Source organism: Mycolicibacterium sp. 624 (genome assembly GCF_040548615.1).
Taxonomy (GTDB): Bacteria; Actinomycetota; Actinomycetes; order Mycobacteriales; family Mycobacteriaceae; genus Mycobacterium.
The window spans coordinates 396565-419247 of the sequence record NZ_JBEPRZ010000001.1; the positions used below are offsets into that span (position 1 = coordinate 396565).

A 22683-nucleotide genomic window follows, 5' to 3' on the forward strand; every position below is an offset into this window, starting at 1 on the left:
GTGGCCGACGGCGTGGGGACCAACCCGCAGTACGACGAGTTCGCCGACGAGTTCCTCGAGCACGGCCGCGACGGCCTGTACAACGCGCACTACGACCGGCCGGCGTGCCTGGACCTCCTCGGCGACGTCGCGGGCCGCACCGTCCTCGACGCGGCCTGCGGACCCGGTCTCTACGCGTCGGAACTCGTCGCCCGCGGCGCGACGGTGCTCGGCTTCGACCAGAGTCCGCGCATGGTCGAACTGTGTCGGCAACGGGTCCCATCGGGGTCCTATCGGGTTCACGACCTCGCCGATCCGATCGCCTGGTTGCCCGACGAGTCGGTTGATCTGGTGCTTCTCGCCCTTGCGCTGGAGTACCTCGACGACCGGACGAGCGCGCTGCGCGAGCTGCGCCGCGCGCTCCGTCCCGACGGTGCGCTGGTGCTGTCGCGCATGCATCCCACCGGGGACTGGCTGCGTCATGGCGGCAACTACTTCGACGCCCGGGTTGTCGACGAGGTCTGGAGTCGCGGCTGGCAGGTCCGCTACTGGTTGTCACCGCTGGAGCAGACCTGCGACGAACTGCGCGCGGCGGGTTTCCTCATCGAGCGACTCGTCGAACCGCGTCCGACCCCGGCGGCGGCCGAGATCGACCCGGCTGCCTATCAGCGTCTGACCAGCGAGCCGTCCGGGTTTCTCGCGATCAGGGCGATACCTGATCCACGACTGGTTCTGACCGATCATCACCGCAGGTAAGTGGCCTAGTTCACGCAAGTTCTGAAACGTGTTCTATGATCGCCGCCATGAAGACCAAGGGCGCTCTGCTGTGGGAACTGAACACGCCGTTCCGGGTCGATGAGATCGAGTTGGGCGACCCGGTCGCCGACGAGGTCCAGATCCGTATGCACGCGGCGGGCATGTGCCACTCCGACTATCACCTGACGACGGGTGCCACCCCGATCGCGCTGCCCGCACTCGGCGGCCACGAGGGTGCCGGCGTGATCACCAAGGTCGGCAAGAACGTCACGGGCATCGAGGAGGGTGATCACGTCATCCTCGCGTTCATCCCCGCGTGCGGTGAGTGCCCGCCCTGTCTCAAGGGGTTCCGCTCACTCTGTGACCGCGGCGCACTCCTTCTCGGGGGTAAGGCCATCGCCGACGGAACGTCGCGGATCCACTCGGGCACCCACGAGGTGTCGCCGATGAACCTGTTGGGGACGTTCGCGCCGTACATGACGGTGCACAAGGACTCCGTGGTCAAGATCGACAAGGACATCCCCTTCGAGACCGCCGCCATCATGGGCTGCGCGGTGCCGACCGGATTCGGGTCGGCCACCAACGTCGCGCAGGTGGCCCCCGGCGACACGGTCGTGGTCGTCGGTGTCGGCGGTATCGGCATGAGCGCTCTGCAGGGCGCGGTGATCTCCGGCGCCAAGACCGTCATCGCGATCGATCCCGTCGAGTGGAAGCGCGACCAGGCCATCAAGTTCGGTGCGACCCACGTCTACCCGTCGATGGCCGAGGCCATCGGACCGATGATCGACGTGACGCACGGCCTGATGGCCGACAAGGTGATCATCGCCGTCGGCGAGATGCGTGGTGAGTACGTCGAAGAGGCGATGATCCTGACCGCCAAGACCGGCACCTGTGTGGTGACCGGTATGGGTTCGATGATGGACGCCGACGTCAAGCTCAACCTGTTCCTCTTCACGATGTTGCAGAAGACGTTGAAGGGCAACATCTTCGGCGGTGGTAGCTCACACGTGGAGACGCCAAAGCTCATCGGCCTCTACAAGTCGGGCGTGCTGAACATCGACGACATGGTCACCAAGACCTACACGTTGGACAACATCAATGACGGTTACCAGGACATGCTCGACGGTAAGAACATCCGCGGCGTCGTCACGTTCAACGAATCCGACTGGTAGTCCCCTCTGCCGAGCAGACACAGAACTGCCCCTTTTCATGTGAAAAGGGGCAGTTCTGCGTCTGCTCGCGGGGCAGGTTAAGCTGCGCGGTCAAATTGGAGATCGATCCGCGCACATAGTTCGGCCGGGTAACGGCGGACGTCGTCAACGATCGCGGGCACCGTGACCCAACCAACCTCCTGCAACCGGGCGATCTTCATCCGATCATGCTTGAACGCTTCGGAATTCGAGTGCCAGTCAACGCTGTCGTACTCGGCGGCCACCCGGTGGTCCGGCCAGGCGAAGTCCACTCGCCAGAGCTGGCCATGCAGGTCACGGATTTCGTACTGCAACTCTGGGGCGGGCAGGCCCCCGTCGATGAAGACCAGTCGCATCTCGGACTCCATCGGCGACTCGGACCTCGCGTCAGCGTGAGGCAGCAGTTCGCGAACCTCAACGATGCCGCGACGGCCGTGCTGTTCCATCAGCGCGTTCTCGAGTTCGATCATCGTGCAAGTACCGCTGCGCAGCGCGGCGTCAAGCGTGGCCAGAGCACGCGGGCGCCGCAGCGTTCGGGCCACCTCAAGCGCCGTCCATGATGGAGCCGTCAGAAGACGACCGTCAACTTTCTTGAGCGGTGCGCCAATTCGCTGGTGTACCACGATCTCTGGCGACGACCTCACGCGCACACCCGGGTCGAGGATGTGCGTCCGGCTATCGGGCTCGGTGCCAAAACCATAGATCTGCGCCGCAGTGTTCATGCAGGCCACAACGGGGTCGCGCAAGAGCAGGTCAAGTGCGCGGAGTCGGCAGGCGGAGTCTGGCGGCTCCAGTGAGTAGACACCGTGCAACACCCGGAAGACGTCACCGTCACGGATTCGCCTGACAAGCGTTCGGTAGGACATGGCACTGAGCAGTTGCCGCGTGGTCGCGATGCCGGCATGCAGAGCGAAGGGTCCATCGGGCACCATGGCGTCGAATGTTCGCAGTGGAGTTACGCGGCCGCCACCCTCAGCTTGTCCGCCCTGTGGATAACCCCGTCAGCAGACGCAAAACTGCCCCTTTTCGGGTGAAAGGGGGCAGTTTTGTGTCTGCTCGCGGGGGGACTCGCGGGGAGTTACTTGGGTGGCATCCGGATGCCACCGTCCACTCGAACGACCTCAGCGTTCATGTAGGAGTTGGTGATCAGTTCGATGACCATCGACGCGAGTTCGTCCGGCTTGCCGAGGCGATGCGGGAAGAGCACCGATTCGCCCAGCTTGGCCTTGAACGCCTCCGACGCCTCGCCCTCGCCGTAGATCGGCGTGTCGATGAGGCCGGGGGCGACGGTGTTGACCCGGATGCCGACGGCTGAAAGATCCCGCGCCACCGGCAGTGTCAACCCGACCACGCCCCCCTTGGACGATGAGTAGGCCGCCTGGCCAATCTGGCCGTCGAAGGCCGCGACGCTCGTCATGTTGACGATCGCGCCGCGCTCGCCGGTGTCGGTGACATCGTTGCGGCTCATCGCGGTCGCCGCCAGCCGAATGCAGTCGAAGGTGCCGACCAGGTTGATGGCGAGCACCTTCTTGTAGGCGTCCAGGTTGTGCGCCGAGGCGAACTCCCCGTCCTTGCCGATCGTGCGCTGGGCCCAGCCGATACCCGCCGAGTTCACCAGTGCCCGCAGTGGACCGAGGTCGGCGGCAGTGTTGACCGCATCCTCGATCTGCTCGGTGTTGGTGACGTCGACGCTGACGAACACGCCGCCGATCTCGTGCGCGAGCTTCTGCCCGCTCTCCGCGTTCAGGTCGGCGACGACGACCCGAGCGCCCTTGGCCGCCAACTGGCGTGCAGTTGCCGCGCCGATACCCGACGCGCCACCGGTGACGATTGCGCTAGCACCATTGATATCCACGACGACAGACTAAGCCCACCCCACCGGTCGGTCAGTCAGCGGTGTGACCGAGCCTCTCCAGCACCGCTGAGGTCCATTGAGTCAGTGCACGGGCCTGCTCAGTGCTCATGCCCTCGAACACCACCGAGCGCACGAGTTCGGCATGCCCGGGAGCCGCTGCTCGCAGCGCCGAGCGCCCATCGTCGGTGAGGTCGACGGTGGCCGCCCGACGATCATCCGATGCGCCCTTACGGGCGATCAATCCACGCGTGCGCATCCTCGACAGCTGATGTGACAGCCTGCTCTGCTCCCAGCCCAGCCGGTCTCCCAGTTCGGAGATTCGACACTCAGGCCGCTCGTCGAGCGCGACCAGCACGTCGTACTCGGCAAGTGACAGCCCACAGTCTCGCGAGAGCTGGCGGCTCATCTCCGCCTGCAACCCGGCGGTCATTGCCAGGTAGGCGCGCCACACCCGTTGTTCGTCGTCTGACAACCACACGGAATACATGACACATCATCTATGTTGTCGTGTCCAGTGCCCGCCGCTTAGGCTGGCCAGGACCTCCAAGGAGTGATCAGATGACCGGCACCGAGACCGTTGAGATTCGACGCGCGGCGGACCGCGCCGCCACCAAGATCTCCTGGTTGGACTCCAAGCACTCGTTCTCGTTCGGCGGCAACTACGACCCGGCCAACACCCATCACGGCCTGCTCCTGGTGAACAACGACGATGTCGTCAAACCAGGCCAGGGCTTTGACACCCATCCGCACCGCGATATGGAGATTGTCACCTGGGTGCTGCGCGGGTCGCTGGTGCACCAGGACTCGACCGGCCACTCGGGTGTCATCTATCCCGGCCTGGCGCAACGGATGTCGGCAGGCAGCGGAATCCTGCACTCCGAGAAGAACGACTCCTGGACGCTCACCGGCGACTCGGCACACACCGAGCCCGTTCACTTCGTCCAGATGTGGGTGGTGCCCGACGAGTCCGGTGTGACACCGGGCTACCAGCAGCTCGAGATCGGTGACGAGTTGCTACGCGGCGGGTTGGTCACCATCGCCTCGGGGATGCCCGAGCACGCCAATGACGCCGCCATCACCATTCGCAACAGGCACGCCGCGCTGCGGGGCGCCCGAATGCAGCCCGGTGACGTCGTCGAGCTGCCGCACGCGCCCTATGTGCACCTGTTCGTCGCCCGCGGCGAGGTCAGCCTCGAGGGGGCTGGCGCACTGGCCGAGGGTGATGCGGTGCGGTTCACCGCGTCCGGCGGTCAGAGGATCACCGCCATCGAGCCGTCGGAGATCCTGGCCTGGGAGATGCATGCAGGGCTCTCGGCGGCGTAGCTTCCGGCGCGCGGTCCTTGCGACCGGACTTGCCGCCGTGGTCTTGGCGGGGTGTTCGTCGACTCCCCCGCCCGGCACCGACTCGACCGGCACCGGCTCGACCCGTCCGCCGAGTGAGACCGGGCTCGAGGAGGTCACCGTGACCGTCCCCGACGATCTCGCGGCGGCCCCGTTCAACGAGCCACGAAAGGCCTTGGTACCCAAGGGCTGGACGATGTCGGTGTGGCAGCGGCTACCAAAGCCCAGGCTGATGGCCTGGACGCCGGACGGTGATCTCCTGGTGTCGCTGCCGAGCACCGGCCAGGTCATTCGCATGCAGCCCACTGGCGCAGGTCCGCTGTACTCCGCACTGCTCGACGGTCTCGACCAACCGCACGGACTCGCCTTCGCCGGGTCGACACTCTATGTCGCGCAGAGCGATCAGGTGGACGCCTATGACTACGCCGACGGAAGGGCGAGTCACCCGCGCGTCGTCGCCTCGGGCCTGCCCGACGCCAAGAGCCCCGACCTGCAAGGTGCCTACTCGCATGCACTCAAGAGCGTGGCGGTGGGACCCGATGGGGCCGTGTACTTCTCGATCGGCTCCACGGGAAACATCTCGGCATCAGACCGCACCGCCACCCCGCCGCGCGCCACCATCATGCGGGTGCCACCGGGCGGCGGTCCAGCCGAGCCGTTCGCGACGGGCGTCCGCAACGGGACCGGGCTGGCCGTCGCCCCGGACGGTGCGTTGTGGACCGCGATCAACAACCGCGATAACGTCGCGGTCCCCGACGCGGGACCGGACTACGGCCGCGTCGTGCCCGATTATGTCGATGACCATCCACCCGAATCGCTGGCCAGGCTGACACCGGGACGCGAGCTGGGCTGGCCCTACTGCAATCCCGACGGCGGACCCGCCGACCTTCCCCTGATCCGCGACGTCCAGACCAACGCCGACGGTAGCGAACTCGACTGCGCGGCACTGCCACCCATCGAGCAGAGCCTCGGCGCCCACTCCGCGCCACTGGGATTGAGCTTCGTCGACGGCGCCCTGCCCGCGCCGTATGCGCGTGGGGCGCTCGTCGGCGTGCACGGCTCCTGGAACCGGCAGACGCCGCAGGCTCCGGACGTGTCGTTCTTCCCATGGCAGGACGGAGGCCTGGGGAACCAGCAGACGCTGGTCGGTGGATTCCAGACCGGCGACGGGGCACGCTGGGGCCGCCCGGTTGCCGCGGTCGTGGGACCCGACGGTGCGGTGTACGTCTCCGACGACTACGCCGACGTGATCTACCGCGTGGCGCCGCCGGGGCGTTGAGCCGTCGCAGCTTGTTGAGCACCACGTCGACCACCGCGTCACCGGCCGCGCTTAACCGACACGGTCAGTTGGTGGTCGCTGAGGTGGCGACGTCGTCACCGAACCATTTCTCTTTGATCAGGTTGTAGGTCCCGTCTTCTCGCATACGGAACAACGCCTGGTTGATCGGCTTTCGCAGTGGACTGTTGATTTTGAACACGAAGCCTTGGTTCTCGTCCTGGAACACCGGCCCGGCCATGACGGCGACACCTTCGCCTCGGTGGGCAACGTAGTAGCGCAGGACGGGGGCATCGAAGACCACCGCTTCGTAGCCTTCTTCGCGCAGGAGGTGGTAAGACTCCTCGATGGTCTTGGTCTCCGTCGCGTCGATACCCATGCTGCGAAGAAACGCTGCAGCTGTGGTGTCACCGACGGTGGCGACGGATTTTTCGTACAGGTCGGCCGGGCCACTGATCTTGGCATCCAATTTGGCGACCGTCAGAGTGGCGCTCAGATTGGCGGAGTAAAACGAGACGAAGACGATGCCCGCGAAGCCCCACAAGATCGCCAGTGCCTGGGTAATCGTCTTCGTCGCCGAGGTGCTGTTCTTGCCAACAAGCGATCCGATACCCCAACCGAAGGACTGCAATATTCCTGGGAAGTAGGACCGCGACACGACGGGTTCTGCGCTGCGCCGTTCGATCAGCCAAAAGATGTGCGCGGGCACCACACTGACCACCACGGCGGCGCTGAGCCAGATCAGCATTGTCCGCGACAGCAACAGGTCAAGGTAGCCGCCGAGCCCAGGCACTGAGGGGCGGGTGTCGTGTACTGGGACGATGATCTGCAGCCCGGCATCGAGAGTGGGCTGAGAGAAGTCGAATAGCTGTTCGCGATCAGCAGTCAGCGAGATCGCTCCGATTGCGACGTCGGATCGCCCCTCGGTGATCGTTTCCAACTGTCCGCGTACGTTGTCGGTTTCGATGTAGTCGGTTGTCCATCCCAGTCGCTGCGCGACTTCGTTCCACAGGTCGATGCTGAAACCCGTTAGCTCGCCGCTGCTCGTTCGCACGACAAACGGCTCCAGGGTATGGACGGCGACGGTGACCGATTGGGAATCGGGATCGGCTGCGGGTTCGGCCGCCGCCTGTGGAATGGCTGCCGGTACTGCGCCGAGCAAGGACAACGCGAACACAAACGCCGTCAGCACGAAGTACCGCAAGTTCACCCGCACCACGCTCCTGCTCGCTGCAAACAGAATCTGCTATCGGACCAGAGTGGGTTCGCGGACGGCCAACTGCGAAGGTGCCGGCGCACAACCAAAGAGACGGCTGCAGCGAGACCGCCAATTCCCACGGACAACACCCTACGGGCGGCCTATCCAGACGTGCCCGGGGCCTGGAGACCGGGGCGCGGGGGTTAACTCCTCGCCGCCAGGTCGGTGCGGGCCAATTCCGCAGGGTCACAACTACGGCAAACACATTGCCGTCAACGCAATTCGCCCGTTGTGCATCCGTGATGCACTTGTGACGAAAGTTGACAGTGTGTCACCTGTGATTATTGTTGTCCTGTACCCAGGGATGACCAGAAGGGGGCGCCGGTGCCGAACCCAACCGCAAATATCCGGCGCATCGTCGCCTTCGCATCGACGCTGATGATGTGCGCCACCCTGGCTACCACAGCGGGAGTGCCGACAGCCCGCGCAGCCGATGCCCGGGAGCTGCTCGCCGGGGCCATCGCGGGAACGCGCGGCTCCTATCTGGTCTACAACTTCGGCGGTGGAAATCCTGCGCCCATGCTCAACGCGGCGGGCAACTGGTACGAGATGACCAGCGGCGGACACCTGATGATCATCAAGGCGGCGTCACAACGGCTCACGCCACGCCTGCTGGTGGACTCGCACCGCGGCTACCAGGCCCGCTGCGAACGTGATCCGCGCGCCCGCACGAGTGAGGGCCTATGGCAGGCATCGGAGATCTTCACACCTCTGCAGGCATGGCAGGCACTCGGTCGACCGACCATCGCCATCAACGCCAACTTCTTTGACGTGCGCGCCCAGAAGGGCGGCTCGTGGAAGTCGACGGGCTGCAGCTCACCGCTGGGCGCCTACGTCGACAACACGCGGGGGCAGGGCCGCGCGAATGCCGCCGTCACGGGCACCATCGCATACGCAGGCAAGCAGGGGCTGTCCGGAGGAAACGAGACCTGGACGGCGCTGAGCACCATGATCCTGCCGGTCGGCGGTGCGCCGTTCGTCATCGCCCCGAAGTCGACCAACGACTACGACGCGGCGACCCCGGTGATCACCGACCTCGTCGACAAGGGCAACCGCTTCGTCGCCGTGGCAGGCCTGCACCTGCTGGCGCCGGGCGACACCGCGCAGATGAACGACGGCGGACCAAGCGCGGCGCGCACCGCGCTGGCGTACTCCCGCGACAAGGATGAGATGTACGTCTTCCAGGGCGGCAGCTACACACCGGATCAGATCCAGGATCTGTTCCGCGGCCTCGGCAGCGACAGCGCGATACTGCTCGACGGCGGCGGATCCTCGTCCATCGTGTTGCGCCGTGACACCGGGGGTATGTGGGCGGGTGCCGGTGTGCCCAAGGGATCCTGCGACACCTACGAGGTGCTGTGCGACTCTCGCGAGCGGGCGCTTCCGAGTTGGCTGGCCTTCAACTGAGGTCAGGCGGCGTCGGACGCGCTGCCCTCGGACGACGCGTCGGCGCCGGCGTCGGTCGCGGCAGCGGCCTCGGTGACACCCTTGCCGTCGTTGCCGTTCTTGGACTCCGACACGGGGCCGGGCTTGTCCTTGGGCGAGAACGCATTCGCGATGTCGCGTACGACGTTGAGCGACGGCTTGGGCTTCTTCACCGGCTTGGTGGCGGCCTCCTCGGCCGCCGCCGCAGGCTTGGCCTCATCGTCGGACTTCGCGTGCTTCGGCGCCTTGGCCTCAGCATCGGTCTCAGACGACTCGCCTGGCTCGCCCTCGCCTTCGGGCTTCGCGTGCTTCCCCGGCGAAAGCTGTTCCGGGGCAGGCTCTTGGGCGCCGGGATCGGTTTCGTCGGCGGGCTGCTCGTCGGCGAGTTGCTCCGCGGGCACCTCCGCTGGCTTCTCGGCATCATTGGCCTCTGCGGCCTGGTTCTGATCAGCCTGACCCTCGGCCTCGATGGCCAACTCCTCGGTTGATTCGTCTGCGCTGGAGCCGGTTTCGTCCTCCACGACACCCTCAGCGCCGGCAGGAACGGAGATCCTGGAGAACGTCGCGTTCAGGTCGGGAACATCTCCGATCTCGGACTCGGCGCTGATCGCGGCCGGGGCGACGGAATTGCCCAGTCCCCCAAACAGTCCGCCGAGCAGGCCACCGACACCGCCGATGACTCCCCCCAGCAGATCACCGAGCGGATTGCCCGGCGCCGATGGCGTTTCGCCGGGGACCGGCGGAGTGCCGGCAGCGCTCGTGCCGCCAAGAAGGTCCCCGCCAAGCAGGGCGTCCAGCAGGTTCTTCAGCACGTTCGGGCCGCTCGGTGTCGGGTTTCCGCTGAAGAACTCCTTCTGAATGCCGCCGACGAGGGCGCCGAACGTGTCAACGAGCGCCCGCCCGTAGTCGATGTTGGCGAAGGAGAAGAACGGCGTCTCAACCCCGGCATTGGTGAAGTCCCGGGTGTAGGTGCCGTCGGGATTCCGCACCACGTTGGAGTAACCGATGTTGGTGAGAATTGTCAGGGCGGGCATGAGCGCGTTCGCAATTCGCATCGGAATCTGCGCCAGCAGGCCCAGGCCGACCAGGTTCAGGAAGTCGGCGGCCAGGAAGAGCGGCTCCACCAGGGGGAGAGCCTTCGACTGCAGCGTGAGATAGATGTTGAGCGCCAATGGGTCATCCAGGTCGAGCGCCTCGTCCACGGCATCTCCGACCAGATCGATCAGCTGATCGTCGAGGCCTTCGAGGGTCAGCCCACGCAACATGTAGGTGGGCATCATCGCGGCGGCCAGATTGTTGGCCAGCGTGAAGGGATTTGGCCAGGACGCCAGGTCAGACATGGGTTGATACTCGAAGGCGATGTCGACCAGGATCGGCAACACGTTCGCGCCGCCGATGTGCAGGCCTAGTGGCCCACCAATCCCACCGTTGCCTGTCAGCTCGGTCGTCGGATTGACGGTGTTGATCCCGAACAGCGCCGCGAGCGGGCCGAAGCGCGCGAACGCACCACCGTCGGGCCGACCCGGGTTGTTGACCAGGATCATCGGAAGCAGGGTCAGACTGCCGAGGAGCGGCTTCACGCCGTCGTAGTTGAGGCCGCCGGGCTGGTTCGCCAGGTCCGCGATGACCTGCTCATAGGCCATTGCCGCGGCGAATGCGCCGAGCCCGATGCCCACGGTCGGAACGACGCGGAGGTCGAGCACGTCCGGGATGGCGGAGGTCAGGCCGTCGATCGCGTCCCTGAGCCCGTTCCTCAACAGGCCGAGCGGATCGAGGATGTCCACCAGCGGGTTGTCCTCGAGCTTGTCGAGCAGATTGGTCAGCAGGCCATTGGCCCCGATCTCGAGATACGGGGAGTTGTTGATCGCGTTGGCCACCGAGTTCGGCAGCGCGGACGTCCACCCGAGGTCCAGGCCCAGCATCTTCAGGATCGAGAACGTCGGCCCCGCCGTGACGATGTTGACCCCGGACAGGTCAAGCAGATTCGACAGATTCAGCGGATTGGACAGGTCGAGACCGATCAGGGCGAGCAGCCCCGTCAGCGATCCGTCAACGAGTTCGTCCAGGCCGAGCGCATCGAGTACGTCGGCGAGCAGCTGGCCGATCCCGGGGACCTGGCCGAGCACCACGTCCAGGAGCGGAAGATCGAGCGCCAGCGCGGAGATGATCCCCGGCAGCAGGTTCGCGGGGATGTCCGCCAACAGCGAGTTGATCAGGCTCCGTGGATCGATGCCCGCCGCCTGCGCCAGTTTCGCGAGGTTGATGCCGTTGACCACCGCCCGGATCAGTTGATCACCGATCGCCTGGCTGCCGTTGTAAATCGTGGAACCAAGTCCGCCGGTGATATCGGGCACCTGCCCGGAGTTCGGCAGCAACCTGATGGCGGCTGACAGGTCGATGGCCTCCTGGCTGACCGCCCTGGACGGCTGCGGCGCCGGAGCTGCACCCACGGTCAACGCCGAGACCGTCGCTGTCGCGGTGGCGACCACGGCAATCTTCTTAACCTGACGGCTCCCCTTGCGATGCTTGGCTGCCACGTGACCAGTCCCTTCGCCGCATTCTCACCCGTTTCACAGGACGCTAACATCTACGCCGACGGCAATAGTGCAGATTGCTGAGCGAATACTTGTAGATGCAAGAATGCGGAGTTCGACCCGATCCGCTGCAGCCCATGGGACGTTCCACCGAGGCCCGGTAGGCAAACAGCACGGTGGGCGCAAGCCGGTCAGACCGATAGGCACACCATCTTTATCGCGGTCGTCGCACCTGATCGACCACCCGGTGGACCGTGTGATCGGTTAGGGCCTGCCCGCAGTCCACGCCAGCAGCTTGTCGGCGGACCAGGTGTTGACGATGCGGTCGATCGGCACGTCGTTGTCGAGGGCGCGTTGCGCGCCGTACCCCAGGAAGTCGAGCTGGCCGGGGGCGTGCGCGTCGGTGTCGATGGAGAAGTCGCAGCCGATCTCCAAAGCCAGTGACAGCAGCCGGGTGGGCGGGTCGCGACGCTCGGGTCGCGAGTTGATCTCGACGGCGGTGCCGTGGTCGCGGCACGCGGTGAACACCTTCTCGGCGTCGAACGCCGACTCGGGCCGGATGCCGCGGTTGCCCTCCACCAGCCGTCCGGTGCAGTGGCCAAGCACGTCGGCGTATCCCTCGGACACCGCCCGCACCATGCGGCGCGTCATCGCCGGGGCGTCCATCTTGAGCTTGGAGTGCACGCTGGCGACGACGACATCGAGGCGTTCCAGGAGTTCGGGCTCCTGGTCCAGGCTGCCGTCGTCGAGGATGTCAACCTCGATGCCGGTGAGGATGCGCATGGGCGCGTAGCGCTCACGGAGTTCGTCGATGACGTCGAGCTGCTGGCGCAACCGTTCCGGGGACAGTCCGTTGGCGACCGTCAGACGGGGCGAGTGGTCGGTCAGCGCGCAGTACTCGTGGCCGAGAGACTTGGCGGTGGCCATCATCTCGGCGATCGGCGCCGATCCGTCCGACCAGTTGGAGTGCAGGTGCAGGTCACCCCTCAGCGCGGCCCGGACCTCGCCACCGCCGAGATCTCTTGCCGCTGAGCGCAGTTCGACGAGCGTCTCGGGTTCGCGGCCTGCCCAGGCCTGCTCGATGACCTTGGCGGTCTTGGGCCCGACTCCGGCCAGGGTCTGCCAGCTGTTGGCCTTGCCGTGCTTCTCGCGCTGGGTGTCGTCGAGGCCCTCGACGACATCGGCTGCGTTGCGGTAGGCCATCACCCGCCGCGAGTCCTCGCGCGCACGGTCCTTGTAGAACGCGATCTCGCGCAGTGCGGCTACGGGATCCATGTCCTCCAGTGTGCCCTGCGCTATCACGAGCACCACGCAGATTCCGGGTCTAGGCTCGCAAACGTGCGATTCGCCTTCAAGACCTCCCCGCAGAACACCACCTGGGCCGAGATGCTGCCGATCTGGCAGACCGCCGACGATATCGACGTCTTCGAGTCGGGCTGGACGTTCGACCACTTCTATCCGATCTTCTCCGACCCCGCAGGCCCGTGCCTGGAGGGCTGGATCACGCTGACAGCGCTGGCTCAGGCCACGACGCGACTGCGCGTGGGCGTGCTGGTCACCGGCATCCACTACCGCCACCCCGCCGTCCTGGCCAACATGGCGTCCGCGCTGGACATCGTGTCGGGCGGCCGCCTCGAGTTGGGCATCGGCGCCGGCTGGAACGAGGAGGAGTCCGGCGCGTACGGCATCGAACTGGGCAGCATCAAGGAGCGGTTCGACCGCTTCGAGGAGGCCTGCGAGGTGCTCACCGGGCTGCTCAGCCAGGAGACCACCACGTTCGACGGCAAGTACTACCAACTCAAGGACGCCCGCAACGAGCCGAAGGGACCGCAGCAGCCCCACCCGCCGATCTGCATCGGCGGCAGCGGCGAGAAGCGCACGCTGCCCATCACGGCCAAGTACGCCGACCACTGGAACTTCGTCGGTGGCCCGCCAGACGAGTTCGCCCGCAAGCGCGATGTGCTCGCCGCCCGGTGCGCGGACATTGGACGCGATCCGAAGGAGATCACGCTGTCGGCGCACGTGCGCCTGGACTCGGACCTCGACTACGCGAAGGCGGTCGCCGAGGCCGCCGCTCTCGGTGAGGAGGGTCTGGATCTGGCGATCATCTACCTACCGCCGCCCCTGGATCCGGCGGTCCTGGAACCGCTCGCCGAGGCGATTCGCGACAGCGGTCTACTCACCAGGCCCTGAACTCACTCGTCACCCACCTCGACCACGTGGACGCGAACGCCGTGTTCGGCAATTCGCTCAAGCTGTTTCACGTCAGCGGTGGAGTCGGTCACCAGATGATCGAGCTGGTCCAGCGCGGTCATCCGCGCGAGCGTCACCTTGCCGATCTTGGAGCCGTCTACCGCGACGACGACGCGCTGAGCGTTGGTGGCCATGGCGATCGCGGTGCGTGCCTCGGCCTCATCGAAGGTCGTCGCGCCGACCTCGGCGGACATCCCGTCAGCACCGAGAATCGCGGTGCCGACGGTGATGACCTGAAACGCGTGCTCGGACATCGGACCAACGGCCTCAAGGGAATTCGCCCTGACCAAACCACCCGTGATGATCACCTTCATATGCGCGTCGACCGCGCAGTCGGCGGCTATCGTCAGCGAATTCGTGACGATCGTCATGTTGGGTCTGCCTTTGAGCGATCGGGCCACCTCGCCCGTGGTGACGCCACCGGTCAACGCGACCGCCTGCGGGCCAGCGGGCACCAGCGCGGCGGCTCGCTGGGCGATTCGCCGTTTGATCGCGATCATCCGATGGTCGCGTAGCCGTACCGGAATCTCGCTGCCGCTCGGGTCCAGCGCGCGGGCACCGCCGTGGGTGCGCACCAGCAGGCCTTGCTCCTCGAGTTCGCTGAGGTCACGACGCAAGGTCGCGGCCGAGACGCGCAACTCTGCGCACAGCATCTGGGACGCGACCTCCCCGCGATCGCGCAGTAGTGACAGCACCTCGCGCATCCGGTCGGTGCGGTTGATCGACATCGCTCAGGCTCCTTGGGCTGATGGTGGACACAATCATTTTTACTGATCGTTTCGCCGGTTCCTATTGCGCGCTATGAGCGAGCTTCTCATGATCGTTGAATGTTGCACACCTCACGATCCCGGCAGCTGGTGACGCAGTGAGCCTCGCCGCCACAGCGGATCTCATCGCGGAAGCGACCGCCTCCGACACCGCCGTCCTCGCGTTCAACGTGATCACCATCGAGCATGCCGAGGGCATCGCGGCCGGGGCGGAGCGCGCAGGCACCGCCGCGCTGCTGCAGGTCAGTGAGAACACCGTGCTCTTCCACGGCGGCCGGCTCGCACCGCTGGTGTCGGCGTGCGCCCGGATCGCCGCACAGTCATCGGCACCGCTCGCGGTGCACCTCGACCACTTCCGGGACGTCACGCTCATCACCGAGGCGATCGATACCGCAGCCGAGTTCGGCGCCACATCGATCATGATCGATGCCGCACACCTGTCCTACCGGGACAACGTCGACCTCACCCGCTCGCTCACCGATCGGGCGCACGGCGCCGGACTGTGGGTGGAGGCCGAACTCGGCGAGATCGGCGGAAAGGACGGACAAGCCATGGGAGCGCACGCGTTCGGAGCGCGCACCGATCCGGACGAGGCGGCCAGCTTCGCCGCGGAGACCCGTGTCGACGGCCTCGCCGTCGCGGTCGGCAGCACCCACGCGATGACCACCCGGGACGCCCGTCTGGACGTCGAACTCATTCGACGGATCACCGCCAGTGTTTCTAAACCCCTTGTCCTGCATGGTTCTTCGGGCGTCACCGACAGCCAGATGCGCGACGCCGTTGCCGCGGGCATCCGCAAGCTCAACGTGGGCACCGCCCTCAACATGGCCTACACCGCGGCGATCCGCGAGGTCCTCGCCGCCGACGCCGAGGCGACCGACCCCCGCAAGTACCTGACGGCCGGACGCGAGGCCATCGCCGGCACCGTGGCCGAGCTGTGCCGCGCCGTCGAGGCACCCTCGTCCACCCGCGGGGAGCGTGAGGCGTGATGAGCCCAACCGCACCCGCGCACCCGAACACGCTCGGACTGCCCGACTTGATCGCCAGGCACAAAGCCGGTGCCGCCGTGGGCATCTACTCGGTGTGCTCGGCTCATCCCACCGTGGTGCAGGCCGCCGTCGTGCAGGCGCTTGCCGACGGCAGCCATGTGCTGATCGAGGCCACGTCGAACCAGGTCGACCAGTTCGGCGGCTACACCGGCATGCGTCCAGCCGAGTTCCGCGATCTGGTCCTCGGCATCGCCGACGACTGCGGACTGGCCCGCGACCGCGTCATCCTCGGTGGTGATCACCTCGGCCCCAACCGCTGGCAGGGCGAATCCGCCAGTGCCGCAATGCTCAAGGCCGATGCCCTGATCGCCGCATACGTCGAGGCGGGATACACCAAGATCCACCTCGACTGCAGCATGTCGTGCGCCGACGATCCCGCGGTGCTGCCCGACGAGGTCGTGGCGACCCGCTCGGCCCGCCTGATGCGGATCGCCGAGGACACCGCGCGCCGCCTCGAGAACGACGGTCCGGTGTACGTCATCGGCACCGAGGTGCCGGTCCCCGGCGGTGCGCACGAGACCCTCGACCACCTCACCCCGACTTCGGCCGACCGGGCCCGGCTCACCATCGCCGCACACCGGGTGGCGTTCGCCGACGAGGGCCTGGACTACGTGTGGCCGCGGGTCGTCGCCCTGGTGGTGCAGCCCGGTGTTGAGTTCGACCACCTCAACGTCATCGACTATCAGCACGGCGCCACCACGGAGCTGCGGCATGTCCTCGACACCGAGGACCACCTCGTCTTCGAAGCGCACTCCACCGATTACCAACGGCCCGAACAACTCCAGGAACTCGTCGAGGATCACTGGGCGATCCTCAAGGTCGGTCCCGGCCTGACATTCGCGATGCGCGAAGCACTCTTCGGTCTGGCGTTGATCGAACGGGAACTCGTGCCGGGGCCATCGCGGTCAAACCTGATCGAGGTCATCGAGCGCGCAATGCTGACCAATCCCGGGTACTGGGAGGGCTACTACGAGGGCGATCCGCTCGCCCAGCGCACGGCCCGCCGATACAGTTACAGCGACAGGCTGCGGTATTACTGGGCCGACGACGAGGTCGACGCGGCACGACTGACCCTGCTGAGCAACCTGGACCGCGTGGGCATTCCGTTACCCCTGATCAGCCAATTCCTTCCCGTCCAATACGACCGGATTCGGGCCGGTGACCTCTCCCCGACGGCGCACGCCCTAGTCATCGACCGGGTGCGCGACGCCCTTCGCCCCTACGCCCGCGCGTGCCAGCCAATAACCTCAGGAGCAGCCGATGACTAAGTCGCCCCTTTCCCCGCAGACCGGAATACCCGCCCAAGAGGACGGCGGCGCAACCATTCTCGAGATCGGCCAGCAGCCCGAGGCCTGGCGGGAGGTGGCGGGCAGCACCGACGCCGAGGCCGCGGCGTTCCTTCGCGAGATCGGCGCACGGCCCAACCTACGGGTCATCCTCACCGGTGCGGGCAGCTCGGCGTTCGCCGGTGACATCGCGGCTCCTGCGCTGCGTCGACATCTCAACCGGCGCGTCGAGGCCGTGCCGACAACGGATATCGTCGCCAGCCCGTTGGACTTCCTCGAGCGCCACACCCCGACCCTGCTGGTGTCGTTCGGCCGGTCGGGTAACAGCCCCGAGAGCGTGGCGACCACCGAGCTCGCCGACGAACTCGTCGAGGACGTCTGGCATCTCATCCTCACCTGTGACCGCAATGGCAGGCTCGGTCGTGCGCACTCCGGTCGCGCCAACTCGCTCGTTGTGTACATGCCCGAGCGCACCAATGACACCGGCTTCGCGATGACGTCCAGCCTGACCTCGATGTTGTTGTCCTGCCTGCTAATGCTTGGCCCCGCCGAACCCGGCGACGTCGACGCCCTGGCCCGCGCCGCACAGAGCGTCATCGAATTGCAGCCCGACATCCGGACGCTGGCACAGTCCAAGAAGCGGCGGATCGTCTACCTCGGCAGCGGAGCGCTGGAGGGTCTCGCGCAGGAGTCGGCGCTCAAGCTGCTCGAGCTGACGGCCGGGGAGGTCGTGACGTACTTCGACTCGCCGCTGGGCTTTCGGCACGGGCCCAAGTCGGTGCTCGACTTCGACACGGTCGTCGTGGTGTACGTCTCGACCGATCCGTACACCCGTCGCTACGACCTCGACATCATCGCCGAGATCCGCGCGCAGCTCGGTCAGGACGCCGTCACCGTGATCACCACCGAACCGATCCCCGCCGAGCTGGGGCCCGCCGTGGTCCTGCCAGGCCTGGCCGGCCTCGACGACGCGCTGGTGGCGCTGCCCTATCTCGTGTTCGCCCAGTATCTCGCGCTGTTCACGTCGTTGGCCTACGCCAAGGCACCGGACAACCCGTTCCCGTCCGGTGAGGTCAGCCGGGTTGTGAAGGGCGTGACGATCTATCCCATGACGGTGGGACGGTGATGACGGTGGCGCGCTATCTGGGGGTCGACGGCGGCGGATCGAAGACCGCGTTCGCACTCGTCGACACGACCGGCCACGTCCTGGCCCGCGCCACAGCACCCACCTCCTACTACTTCTCCGAGGGATTCGACGTCGTCGAACATGTTCTCTCCCAAGGGGTCACGGATATCTGCGGCCAAGCTGGCATCGAGACGTGCGATATCGACGCGGCGTTCTTCGGTATCCCCGGCTACGGCGAGGCCAGCGGTGACATCGCGCAACTCGATGCCGTGCCCGGCCGCGTCCTCGGCCACGACCGCTACAGCTGCGACAACGACATGGTCTGCGGCTGGGCCGGGTCACTCGGTGGCGAGGACGGTATCAATGTCATCAGCGGTACGGGTTCGATGACGTACGGTGAGCGAAATGGCACGGGACACCGCGTCGGCGGCTGGGGCGAACTCTTCGGCGACGAGGGTTCGGCGTATTGGGTTGCGACTCAGGGCTTAAACGCATTCAGCCGGATGAGTGACGGCCGACTGGCCCGCGGCCCACTCTACGAACAGCTCAAGAGGCGGCTCGACGTCGCGGCGGACCTCGACGTCGTCAGCCTGGTCATCGAGAAGTGGGCGGGAAACCGCAGTTCGATCGCCGCGCTGGCGACCACCGTCTGCCAGGCCGCCCACGATGACGAGGTCGCGGCGGGCATCCTGTCCGCCGCTGTCGCCGAACTCGTGACACTCGTCGAAACCACCCGCACGCTGCTGGGTTTCACCGACCTTGAGACGGTGCCGGTGTCCTACTCGGGCGGGATGTTCTCTGACGAGGGCTTTCTGGCGCTCTTCCTCGCAGCGCTTGGCGGCCTGCCCGGCAAGTACGACCTGCAGCGCCCGCTACTCGATCCCGCGGTGGGAGCGGCCATCTATGCCGCAAAGCGCAGCGGCCATCCGCTGAGTTCCAGCTCGATGCAGCAACTCATTACAAACCGCCAACGGACCGATGAGGTGAAGCCATCGTGACCGATGCGCCAACGACCACGACGCGCAGCTGGATCTTCTACGCCGCATTGCTCATCCTCTTCTGGGGAGTGTGGGGCGCCTTCTCGGCCCTGCCCGCGACCAAATACGGCTACCCCGACGAGATGATCTACTGCATCTGGGCGCTGACGATGATCATCCCGGCGGCTTTCGCGCTGCGCGGCCAGCGTTTCGACCGGCGACCGCAGGCCGCGGTCTATGGTCTGCTCATCGGACTCACCGGGGCAGGCGGCCAGCTGCTGCTGTTTCAGGCGCTGACCATGGGTCCCGCGTACCTCATCTTCCCGATCGTGTCGATATCGCCCGCGATCACGGTCGTGATGGCGATGGCGCTTCTGCGCGAACGTGTCTCGCCGCTCGCCGTCGTGGGTCTCGCCGCCGCACTCACGGCCATCGTGCTGTTCAGCATCACCAGCAGCGACTCCGACGGTTCGTCAGGCCCGTGGCTGCCGCTGGCGATCCTGATCTGCGTGGCGTGGGGTGTGCAGGCCTACTTCATGCGCAAGACCGCGACGATCGGCGTCAATGAGGCCACCACGTTCGGCTGGATGGCGATCAGCGCGCTCGCCCTGATCCCCGTCGCGGTGCTCTCGATGGGTGGCATACCCGGCGGATTCCCCTGGCAGGCACCGGTATTGACGGCAGGAACTCAGCTGCTCAACGCCGTCGGCGCCCTGTTCCTGGTGATGGCGCTCAGCCGCGGCAAGGCGACCATCGTCGCGCCGACCACCAACGCGCTGGCACCCGCGCTCACCATCGTGGTGTCACTCATCGCCTACCAGACCCTGCCCACCCCCTACGGTGCCGTGGGAATCATCCTGGCGCTGGTGGGCTCGACGCTCATGGTGTACAGCGACGAGAAGCGCGGCGAGGCACTCGCCGACGCGGTCATCGAGAACTCACTACAGAGCAGCACGGGAACCAGGAGCCAGGCGTGAAACCCACCATCGTCATCATCGGAGCGGGAAGCGTCGAGTTCACCCGCGAACTGCTCGGCGACATCTTCTCGTTCGCGGAACTCGGCTCAGCCCGAATCGTCCTGCACGACATCGACACCGAGCGGCTCGACACCGCCGAGGCCATCGCTCGCGCCACCGCCAAAGAGGCCGGCGCGCAACCCGAGATCCTCTCGTCCCTGGATCGCCGCCGCGCCCTCGACGGTGCCGACTACGTCATCAACGTGATCCAGGTGGGCATGCACGAGGCAACGGTGCGCGACTTCGAGATCCCCGCGCGGTACGGGCTGCATCAGACCATCGGCGACACCATTGGCATCGGCGGCATCTTCCGTGGCCTGCGGACGTTCCCGGTACTGGCTGCCATCGCCCGCGATATGCAGCAGGTGTGTCCGGACGCCTGGCTGCTGAACTACACGAACCCGATGGCCATGAACGTCACGTACCTGCGCCACGCCGCGCCGGGACTCAAGGTGCTTGGCCTGTGCCACTCGGTGTACTGGACGATGGCCGGTCTGTGCGAGCTCATCGACGTGCCGCTCGACGAGGTGTCGTACTGGTCGGCCGGCGTCAACCACCAGGCGTGGGTGCTGCGTTGGGAGCGCGGCGGACAGGATCTGTACCCGCTGCTGGATCAGCGCATCGCCGCCGACCCCGAGCTGCGCCGCAGGGTACGGGTCGACATGTACCGCAGGCTCGGCTACTACCCCACCGAGACGAGTGAGCACTCCAGCGAGTACGTCCCGTGGTACCTGAAGCATCCCGGCGAGGTCGATCGGCTGCGGCTCAACGTTGGCGAGTACGTGTCGATCAGTGAGGCGAATCTCGCCGAATATGCCCGTGTCCGTGCCGAACTCGCCAACGCCAAGGCTCTGCCGATCGACACGGATTCCACGGAGTACGCCCCGCAGGTGATCCACTCCCTGGAGACCGGTGCCGTGCGCGTGATCTCGGCGAACGTCGTCAACGCCGGGCTGATCACCAACCTGCCCGACGGTGTGGCCGTCGAGGTGCCCACAGTGCTCGACGCGCTTGGTGCGCACCCGATGAGCGTCGGGGATCTGCCGCCGCAGTGTGCCGCACTCAACCGGAGCTTCCTCGGACCGGTCGACCTCACGGTGCGCGCCGCCGTGGACGGGGATCCCCGATTGGTGCGGGCGGCGGCGATGGTAGACCCGAACATGGCCGCCACCTTGACCGTCGATCAGATCTGGGAGCTGTGCGACGAGCTGACGGTCGCGCACGGGGACCTGCTGCCAGAACCCCTCCGCACGAAACTCGCACCGTGAGAACCGATCCGCCGACAAAGGAGTATTCATCGTGATCCGATCAGTGATTCGCCAAAGACTCTGCATTGCCTTGGCCGCGGTCCTCGCCTCCGGCCTCACCGCCTGCGGCGGCGGCGACTCGTCGTCGGGTCCCGTCGAGATCGCGGTCTGGCACGGCTACCAGGACACCGAGGGTGAGGCCTTCAAGGGCCTGGTTGACCAGTACAACCAGGAACACCCCGACGTCCACGTCAGTGAGCTGTACTCGAGCAACGACCTCGTGCTGCAGAAGGTTCTGACCGCCGTCCGCGGCGGCAGTGCCCCCGACGTCGCCTACATGTTCGGGTCATGGTCGCCGAACATCGCCCAGATCCCCCAGGTCGTCGACATGGCGGGCGAGGTGTCCAACCCGGACTGGAAGTGGGACGACTTCTATCCCGCCGAGCGCGAGGCCGCGACTGTCGGGGACAAGATCGTCGGTGTGCCCGCCCTGGTGGACAACCTCGCGATCGTCTACAACAAGCAACTCTTCGCCGACGCCGGTGTCGCGCCGCCGACCCCGGAGTGGACGTGGGACGACTTCCGCGCGGCAGCCGCCAAGCTGACCGACCCGGCGAGGGGACAGTACGGCTGGCTCATTCCCGCCGACGGCAGCGAGGACACTGTGTGGCACTACGTTCCGATGCTGTGGGAGGCAGGCGGTGACATCCTGTCCCCCGACAACGAGCACGCCGTGTTCAACTCCGAGGCGGGCGTCAAGGCGCTCACCGTGCTGCAACAGATGGCCGTCACGGACAAGTCGCTCTACCTCGACACCACCAACGAGAATGGACCCAAGCTGATGAACAGCGGCAAGGTCGCGATGCTGGTGACCGGACCGTGGGATCTGAGCCAGCTGTCCGACATCGACTACGGCGTGCAGGTCATGCCCACCTTCGCCGGTTCGAGCGGCAGCCATCAGACAATCGCCGGCCCGGACAACTGGGTCGTGTTCGACAACGGCGACGCCAGGAAGCAGGCGGCGACCGACTTCGTGAAGTGGCTGACCGCCGCCGAGCAGGTCAAGACATTCTCACTCGGTACCGGCGACCTGCCCACGCGGCTCTCTGTCGGCCAGGATCAGGCCTTCGTCGCCAAGCTCGACGAGGGCCTGCCGGGCAGCGGCACGTTCGTCGAGAACCTGAACAACGTGAAGAAGGTCAGGCCGACCGTCCAGCAGTACCCCGACATCTCCGAGGCATTGGGGCAGTCGATCGTCTCCGTCCTGCTGGGCAAGGATCAGCCGGCTGACGCGCTGAACGCCGCGGCCAAGGCCGCCGACGCGGCTCTCGCGGAGAAGTAGGCGAAT

The 22683-nt window shown here is 66.2% G+C and carries 20 protein-coding genes; 13 read left to right on the forward strand and 7 right to left on the reverse strand.

Features of this window, described 5'->3' with window-relative positions:
- Nucleotides 1-735 (forward strand): class I SAM-dependent methyltransferase, encoded by a 735-nt coding sequence (locus ABIA65_RS01740; protein WP_354522408.1) that lies wholly within the window; start codon nucleotides 1-3, stop codon nucleotides 733-735.
- A gap of 47 nt (nucleotides 736-782) precedes the next feature.
- Nucleotides 783-1907 (forward strand): NDMA-dependent alcohol dehydrogenase, encoded by a 1125-nt coding sequence (locus ABIA65_RS01745; protein ID WP_241401771.1) that lies wholly within the window; start codon nucleotides 783-785, stop codon nucleotides 1905-1907.
- 77 nt (nucleotides 1908-1984) lie between these two features.
- Here ABIA65_RS01745 and ABIA65_RS01750 read toward each other — a convergent pair whose 3' ends face one another.
- From ABIA65_RS01750 to ABIA65_RS01760, 3 genes are all read right to left on the reverse strand, one after another.
- Complete coding sequence (locus tag ABIA65_RS01750; RefSeq protein ID WP_354522409.1) at nucleotides 1985-2857, reverse strand: type IV toxin-antitoxin system AbiEi family antitoxin; 873 nt, start codon at nucleotides 2855-2857, stop codon at nucleotides 1985-1987.
- Between the two features lie 146 nt (nucleotides 2858-3003).
- Nucleotides 3004-3780, reverse strand: coding sequence for an SDR family NAD(P)-dependent oxidoreductase (locus ABIA65_RS01755; protein ID WP_241401773.1), 777 nt, complete (start codon nucleotides 3778-3780; stop codon nucleotides 3004-3006).
- A 31-nt stretch (nucleotides 3781-3811) separates the two neighbouring features.
- On the reverse strand, nucleotides 3812-4267 hold the full coding sequence (locus ABIA65_RS01760; protein ID WP_241401774.1) for a MarR family winged helix-turn-helix transcriptional regulator: 456 nt from the start codon (nucleotides 4265-4267) through the stop codon (nucleotides 3812-3814).
- Between the two features lie 71 nt (nucleotides 4268-4338).
- Here ABIA65_RS01760 and ABIA65_RS01765 point away from each other — a divergent pair, with 71 nt between their 5' ends.
- Together ABIA65_RS01765 and ABIA65_RS01770 are read left to right on the forward strand one after the other, a co-directional pair.
- Complete coding sequence (locus tag ABIA65_RS01765; RefSeq protein WP_354522410.1) at nucleotides 4339-5103, forward strand: pirin family protein; 765 nt, start codon at nucleotides 4339-4341, stop codon at nucleotides 5101-5103.
- The gene (locus ABIA65_RS01770) at nucleotides 5081-6400 is read left to right on the forward strand and encodes a PQQ-dependent sugar dehydrogenase (protein WP_354522411.1); all 1320 of its coding nucleotides are present in this window, start codon (nucleotides 5081-5083) and stop codon (nucleotides 6398-6400) included. The genes ABIA65_RS01765 and ABIA65_RS01770 overlap by 23 nt, the downstream gene beginning before the upstream one ends.
- A gap of 64 nt (nucleotides 6401-6464) precedes the next feature.
- Here ABIA65_RS01770 and ABIA65_RS01775 read toward each other — a convergent pair whose 3' ends face one another.
- Nucleotides 6465-7613, reverse strand: a complete 1149-nt coding sequence (locus ABIA65_RS01775) for a transporter substrate-binding domain-containing protein (protein ID WP_354522412.1) — start codon at nucleotides 7611-7613, stop codon at nucleotides 6465-6467.
- Between the two features lie 420 nt (nucleotides 7614-8033).
- On the opposite strand from ABIA65_RS01775, the gene ABIA65_RS01780 reads away from it, so the two are divergent.
- Nucleotides 8034-9062 (forward strand): phosphodiester glycosidase family protein, encoded by a 1029-nt coding sequence (locus tag ABIA65_RS01780; protein WP_354523069.1) that lies wholly within the window; start codon nucleotides 8034-8036, stop codon nucleotides 9060-9062.
- 2 nt (nucleotides 9063-9064) lie between these two features.
- Here the strand turns inward: ABIA65_RS01780 and ABIA65_RS01785 are convergent, their stop codons facing one another.
- Together ABIA65_RS01785 and ABIA65_RS01790 are read right to left on the reverse strand one after the other, a co-directional pair.
- A complete protein-coding gene (locus ABIA65_RS01785; RefSeq protein ID WP_354522413.1) occupies nucleotides 9065-11617 on the reverse strand; it encodes an ICP22 family protein in 2553 nt (850 codons plus the stop codon).
- A gap of 261 nt (nucleotides 11618-11878) precedes the next feature.
- Nucleotides 11879-12889: a PHP domain-containing protein gene (locus tag ABIA65_RS01790; protein ID WP_241401779.1), complete on the reverse strand. Its 1011-nt coding sequence runs from the start codon at nucleotides 12887-12889 to the stop codon at nucleotides 11879-11881.
- A 63-nt stretch (nucleotides 12890-12952) separates the two neighbouring features.
- Here ABIA65_RS01790 and ABIA65_RS01795 point away from each other — a divergent pair, with 63 nt between their 5' ends.
- Nucleotides 12953-13807: an LLM class F420-dependent oxidoreductase gene (locus tag ABIA65_RS01795; protein WP_241401780.1), complete on the forward strand. Its 855-nt coding sequence runs from the start codon at nucleotides 12953-12955 to the stop codon at nucleotides 13805-13807.
- A gap of 2 nt (nucleotides 13808-13809) precedes the next feature.
- On the opposite strand, the gene ABIA65_RS01800 is transcribed toward ABIA65_RS01795, so the two are convergent.
- Nucleotides 13810-14595, reverse strand: a complete 786-nt coding sequence (locus ABIA65_RS01800) for a DeoR/GlpR family DNA-binding transcription regulator (protein WP_241401781.1) — start codon at nucleotides 14593-14595, stop codon at nucleotides 13810-13812.
- A 137-nt stretch (nucleotides 14596-14732) separates the two neighbouring features.
- Between ABIA65_RS01800 and ABIA65_RS01805 the strand changes: the two genes are divergently transcribed.
- From ABIA65_RS01805 to ABIA65_RS01835, 7 genes are read left to right on the forward strand one after another with little or no spacing between them, the layout of a single operon-like run.
- Nucleotides 14733-15623 (forward strand): class II fructose-bisphosphate aldolase, encoded by an 891-nt coding sequence (locus ABIA65_RS01805; RefSeq protein WP_241401782.1) that lies wholly within the window; start codon nucleotides 14733-14735, stop codon nucleotides 15621-15623.
- Nucleotides 15623-16951 carry a D-tagatose-bisphosphate aldolase, class II, non-catalytic subunit gene (locus ABIA65_RS01810; protein ID WP_354522414.1) on the forward strand — a complete coding sequence of 443 codons (1329 nt, stop codon included), beginning with the start codon at nucleotides 15623-15625 and terminating at the stop codon, nucleotides 16949-16951. The genes ABIA65_RS01805 and ABIA65_RS01810 overlap by 1 nt, the downstream gene beginning before the upstream one ends.
- A complete protein-coding gene (locus ABIA65_RS01815) occupies nucleotides 16944-18095 on the forward strand; it encodes an SIS domain-containing protein (protein WP_354522415.1) in 1152 nt (383 codons plus the stop codon). Before ABIA65_RS01810 ends, ABIA65_RS01815 begins: the two co-directional genes overlap by 8 nt.
- Complete coding sequence (locus ABIA65_RS01820; protein ID WP_354522416.1) at nucleotides 18095-19093, forward strand: N-acetylglucosamine kinase; 999 nt, start codon at nucleotides 18095-18097, stop codon at nucleotides 19091-19093. The genes ABIA65_RS01815 and ABIA65_RS01820 overlap by 1 nt, the downstream gene beginning before the upstream one ends.
- Nucleotides 19090-20049: a DMT family transporter gene (locus ABIA65_RS01825; RefSeq protein ID WP_354522417.1), complete on the forward strand. Its 960-nt coding sequence runs from the start codon at nucleotides 19090-19092 to the stop codon at nucleotides 20047-20049. Before ABIA65_RS01820 ends, ABIA65_RS01825 begins: the two co-directional genes overlap by 4 nt.
- Nucleotides 20046-21356 (forward strand): alpha-glucosidase/alpha-galactosidase, encoded by a 1311-nt coding sequence (locus ABIA65_RS01830; RefSeq protein WP_354522418.1) that lies wholly within the window; start codon nucleotides 20046-20048, stop codon nucleotides 21354-21356. The genes ABIA65_RS01825 and ABIA65_RS01830 overlap by 4 nt, the downstream gene beginning before the upstream one ends.
- Nucleotides 21357-21387: 31 nt before the next feature.
- The gene (locus ABIA65_RS01835) at nucleotides 21388-22677 is read left to right on the forward strand and encodes an ABC transporter substrate-binding protein (protein WP_241401788.1); all 1290 of its coding nucleotides are present in this window, start codon (nucleotides 21388-21390) and stop codon (nucleotides 22675-22677) included.
- Nucleotides 22678-22683 lie beyond the last annotated feature (6 nt).

What these genes read in the sequence shown, in the direction of transcription:
- ABIA65_RS01745 (WP_241401771.1), top strand. Translation starts at nt 783, where the DNA reads ATGAAGACCAAGGGCGCTCTGCTGTGGGAACTGAACACGCCGTTCCGG.
- ABIA65_RS01750 (WP_354522409.1), bottom strand. Translation starts at nt 2,857, where the DNA reads ATGGTGCCCGATGGACCCTTCGCTCTGCATGCCGGCATCGCGACCACG.
- ABIA65_RS01760 (WP_241401774.1), bottom strand. Translation starts at nt 4,267, where the DNA reads ATGTATTCCGTGTGGTTGTCAGACGACGAACAACGGGTGTGGCGCGCC.
- ABIA65_RS01765 (WP_354522410.1), top strand. Translation starts at nt 4,339, where the DNA reads ATGACCGGCACCGAGACCGTTGAGATTCGACGCGCGGCGGACCGCGCC.
- ABIA65_RS01770 (WP_354522411.1), top strand. Translation starts at nt 5,081, where the DNA reads ATGCAGGGCTCTCGGCGGCGTAGCTTCCGGCGCGCGGTCCTTGCGACC.
- ABIA65_RS01780 (WP_354523069.1), top strand. Translation starts at nt 8,034, where the DNA reads ATGATGTGCGCCACCCTGGCTACCACAGCGGGAGTGCCGACAGCCCGC.
- ABIA65_RS01790 (WP_241401779.1), bottom strand. Translation starts at nt 12,889, where the DNA reads ATGGATCCCGTAGCCGCACTGCGCGAGATCGCGTTCTACAAGGACCGT.
- ABIA65_RS01800 (WP_241401781.1), bottom strand. Translation starts at nt 14,595, where the DNA reads ATGTCGATCAACCGCACCGACCGGATGCGCGAGGTGCTGTCACTACTG.
- ABIA65_RS01810 (WP_354522414.1), top strand. Translation starts at nt 15,623, where the DNA reads ATGAGCCCAACCGCACCCGCGCACCCGAACACGCTCGGACTGCCCGAC.
- ABIA65_RS01815 (WP_354522415.1), top strand. Translation starts at nt 16,944, where the DNA reads ATGACTAAGTCGCCCCTTTCCCCGCAGACCGGAATACCCGCCCAAGAG.
- ABIA65_RS01820 (WP_354522416.1), top strand. Translation starts at nt 18,095, where the DNA reads ATGACGGTGGCGCGCTATCTGGGGGTCGACGGCGGCGGATCGAAGACC.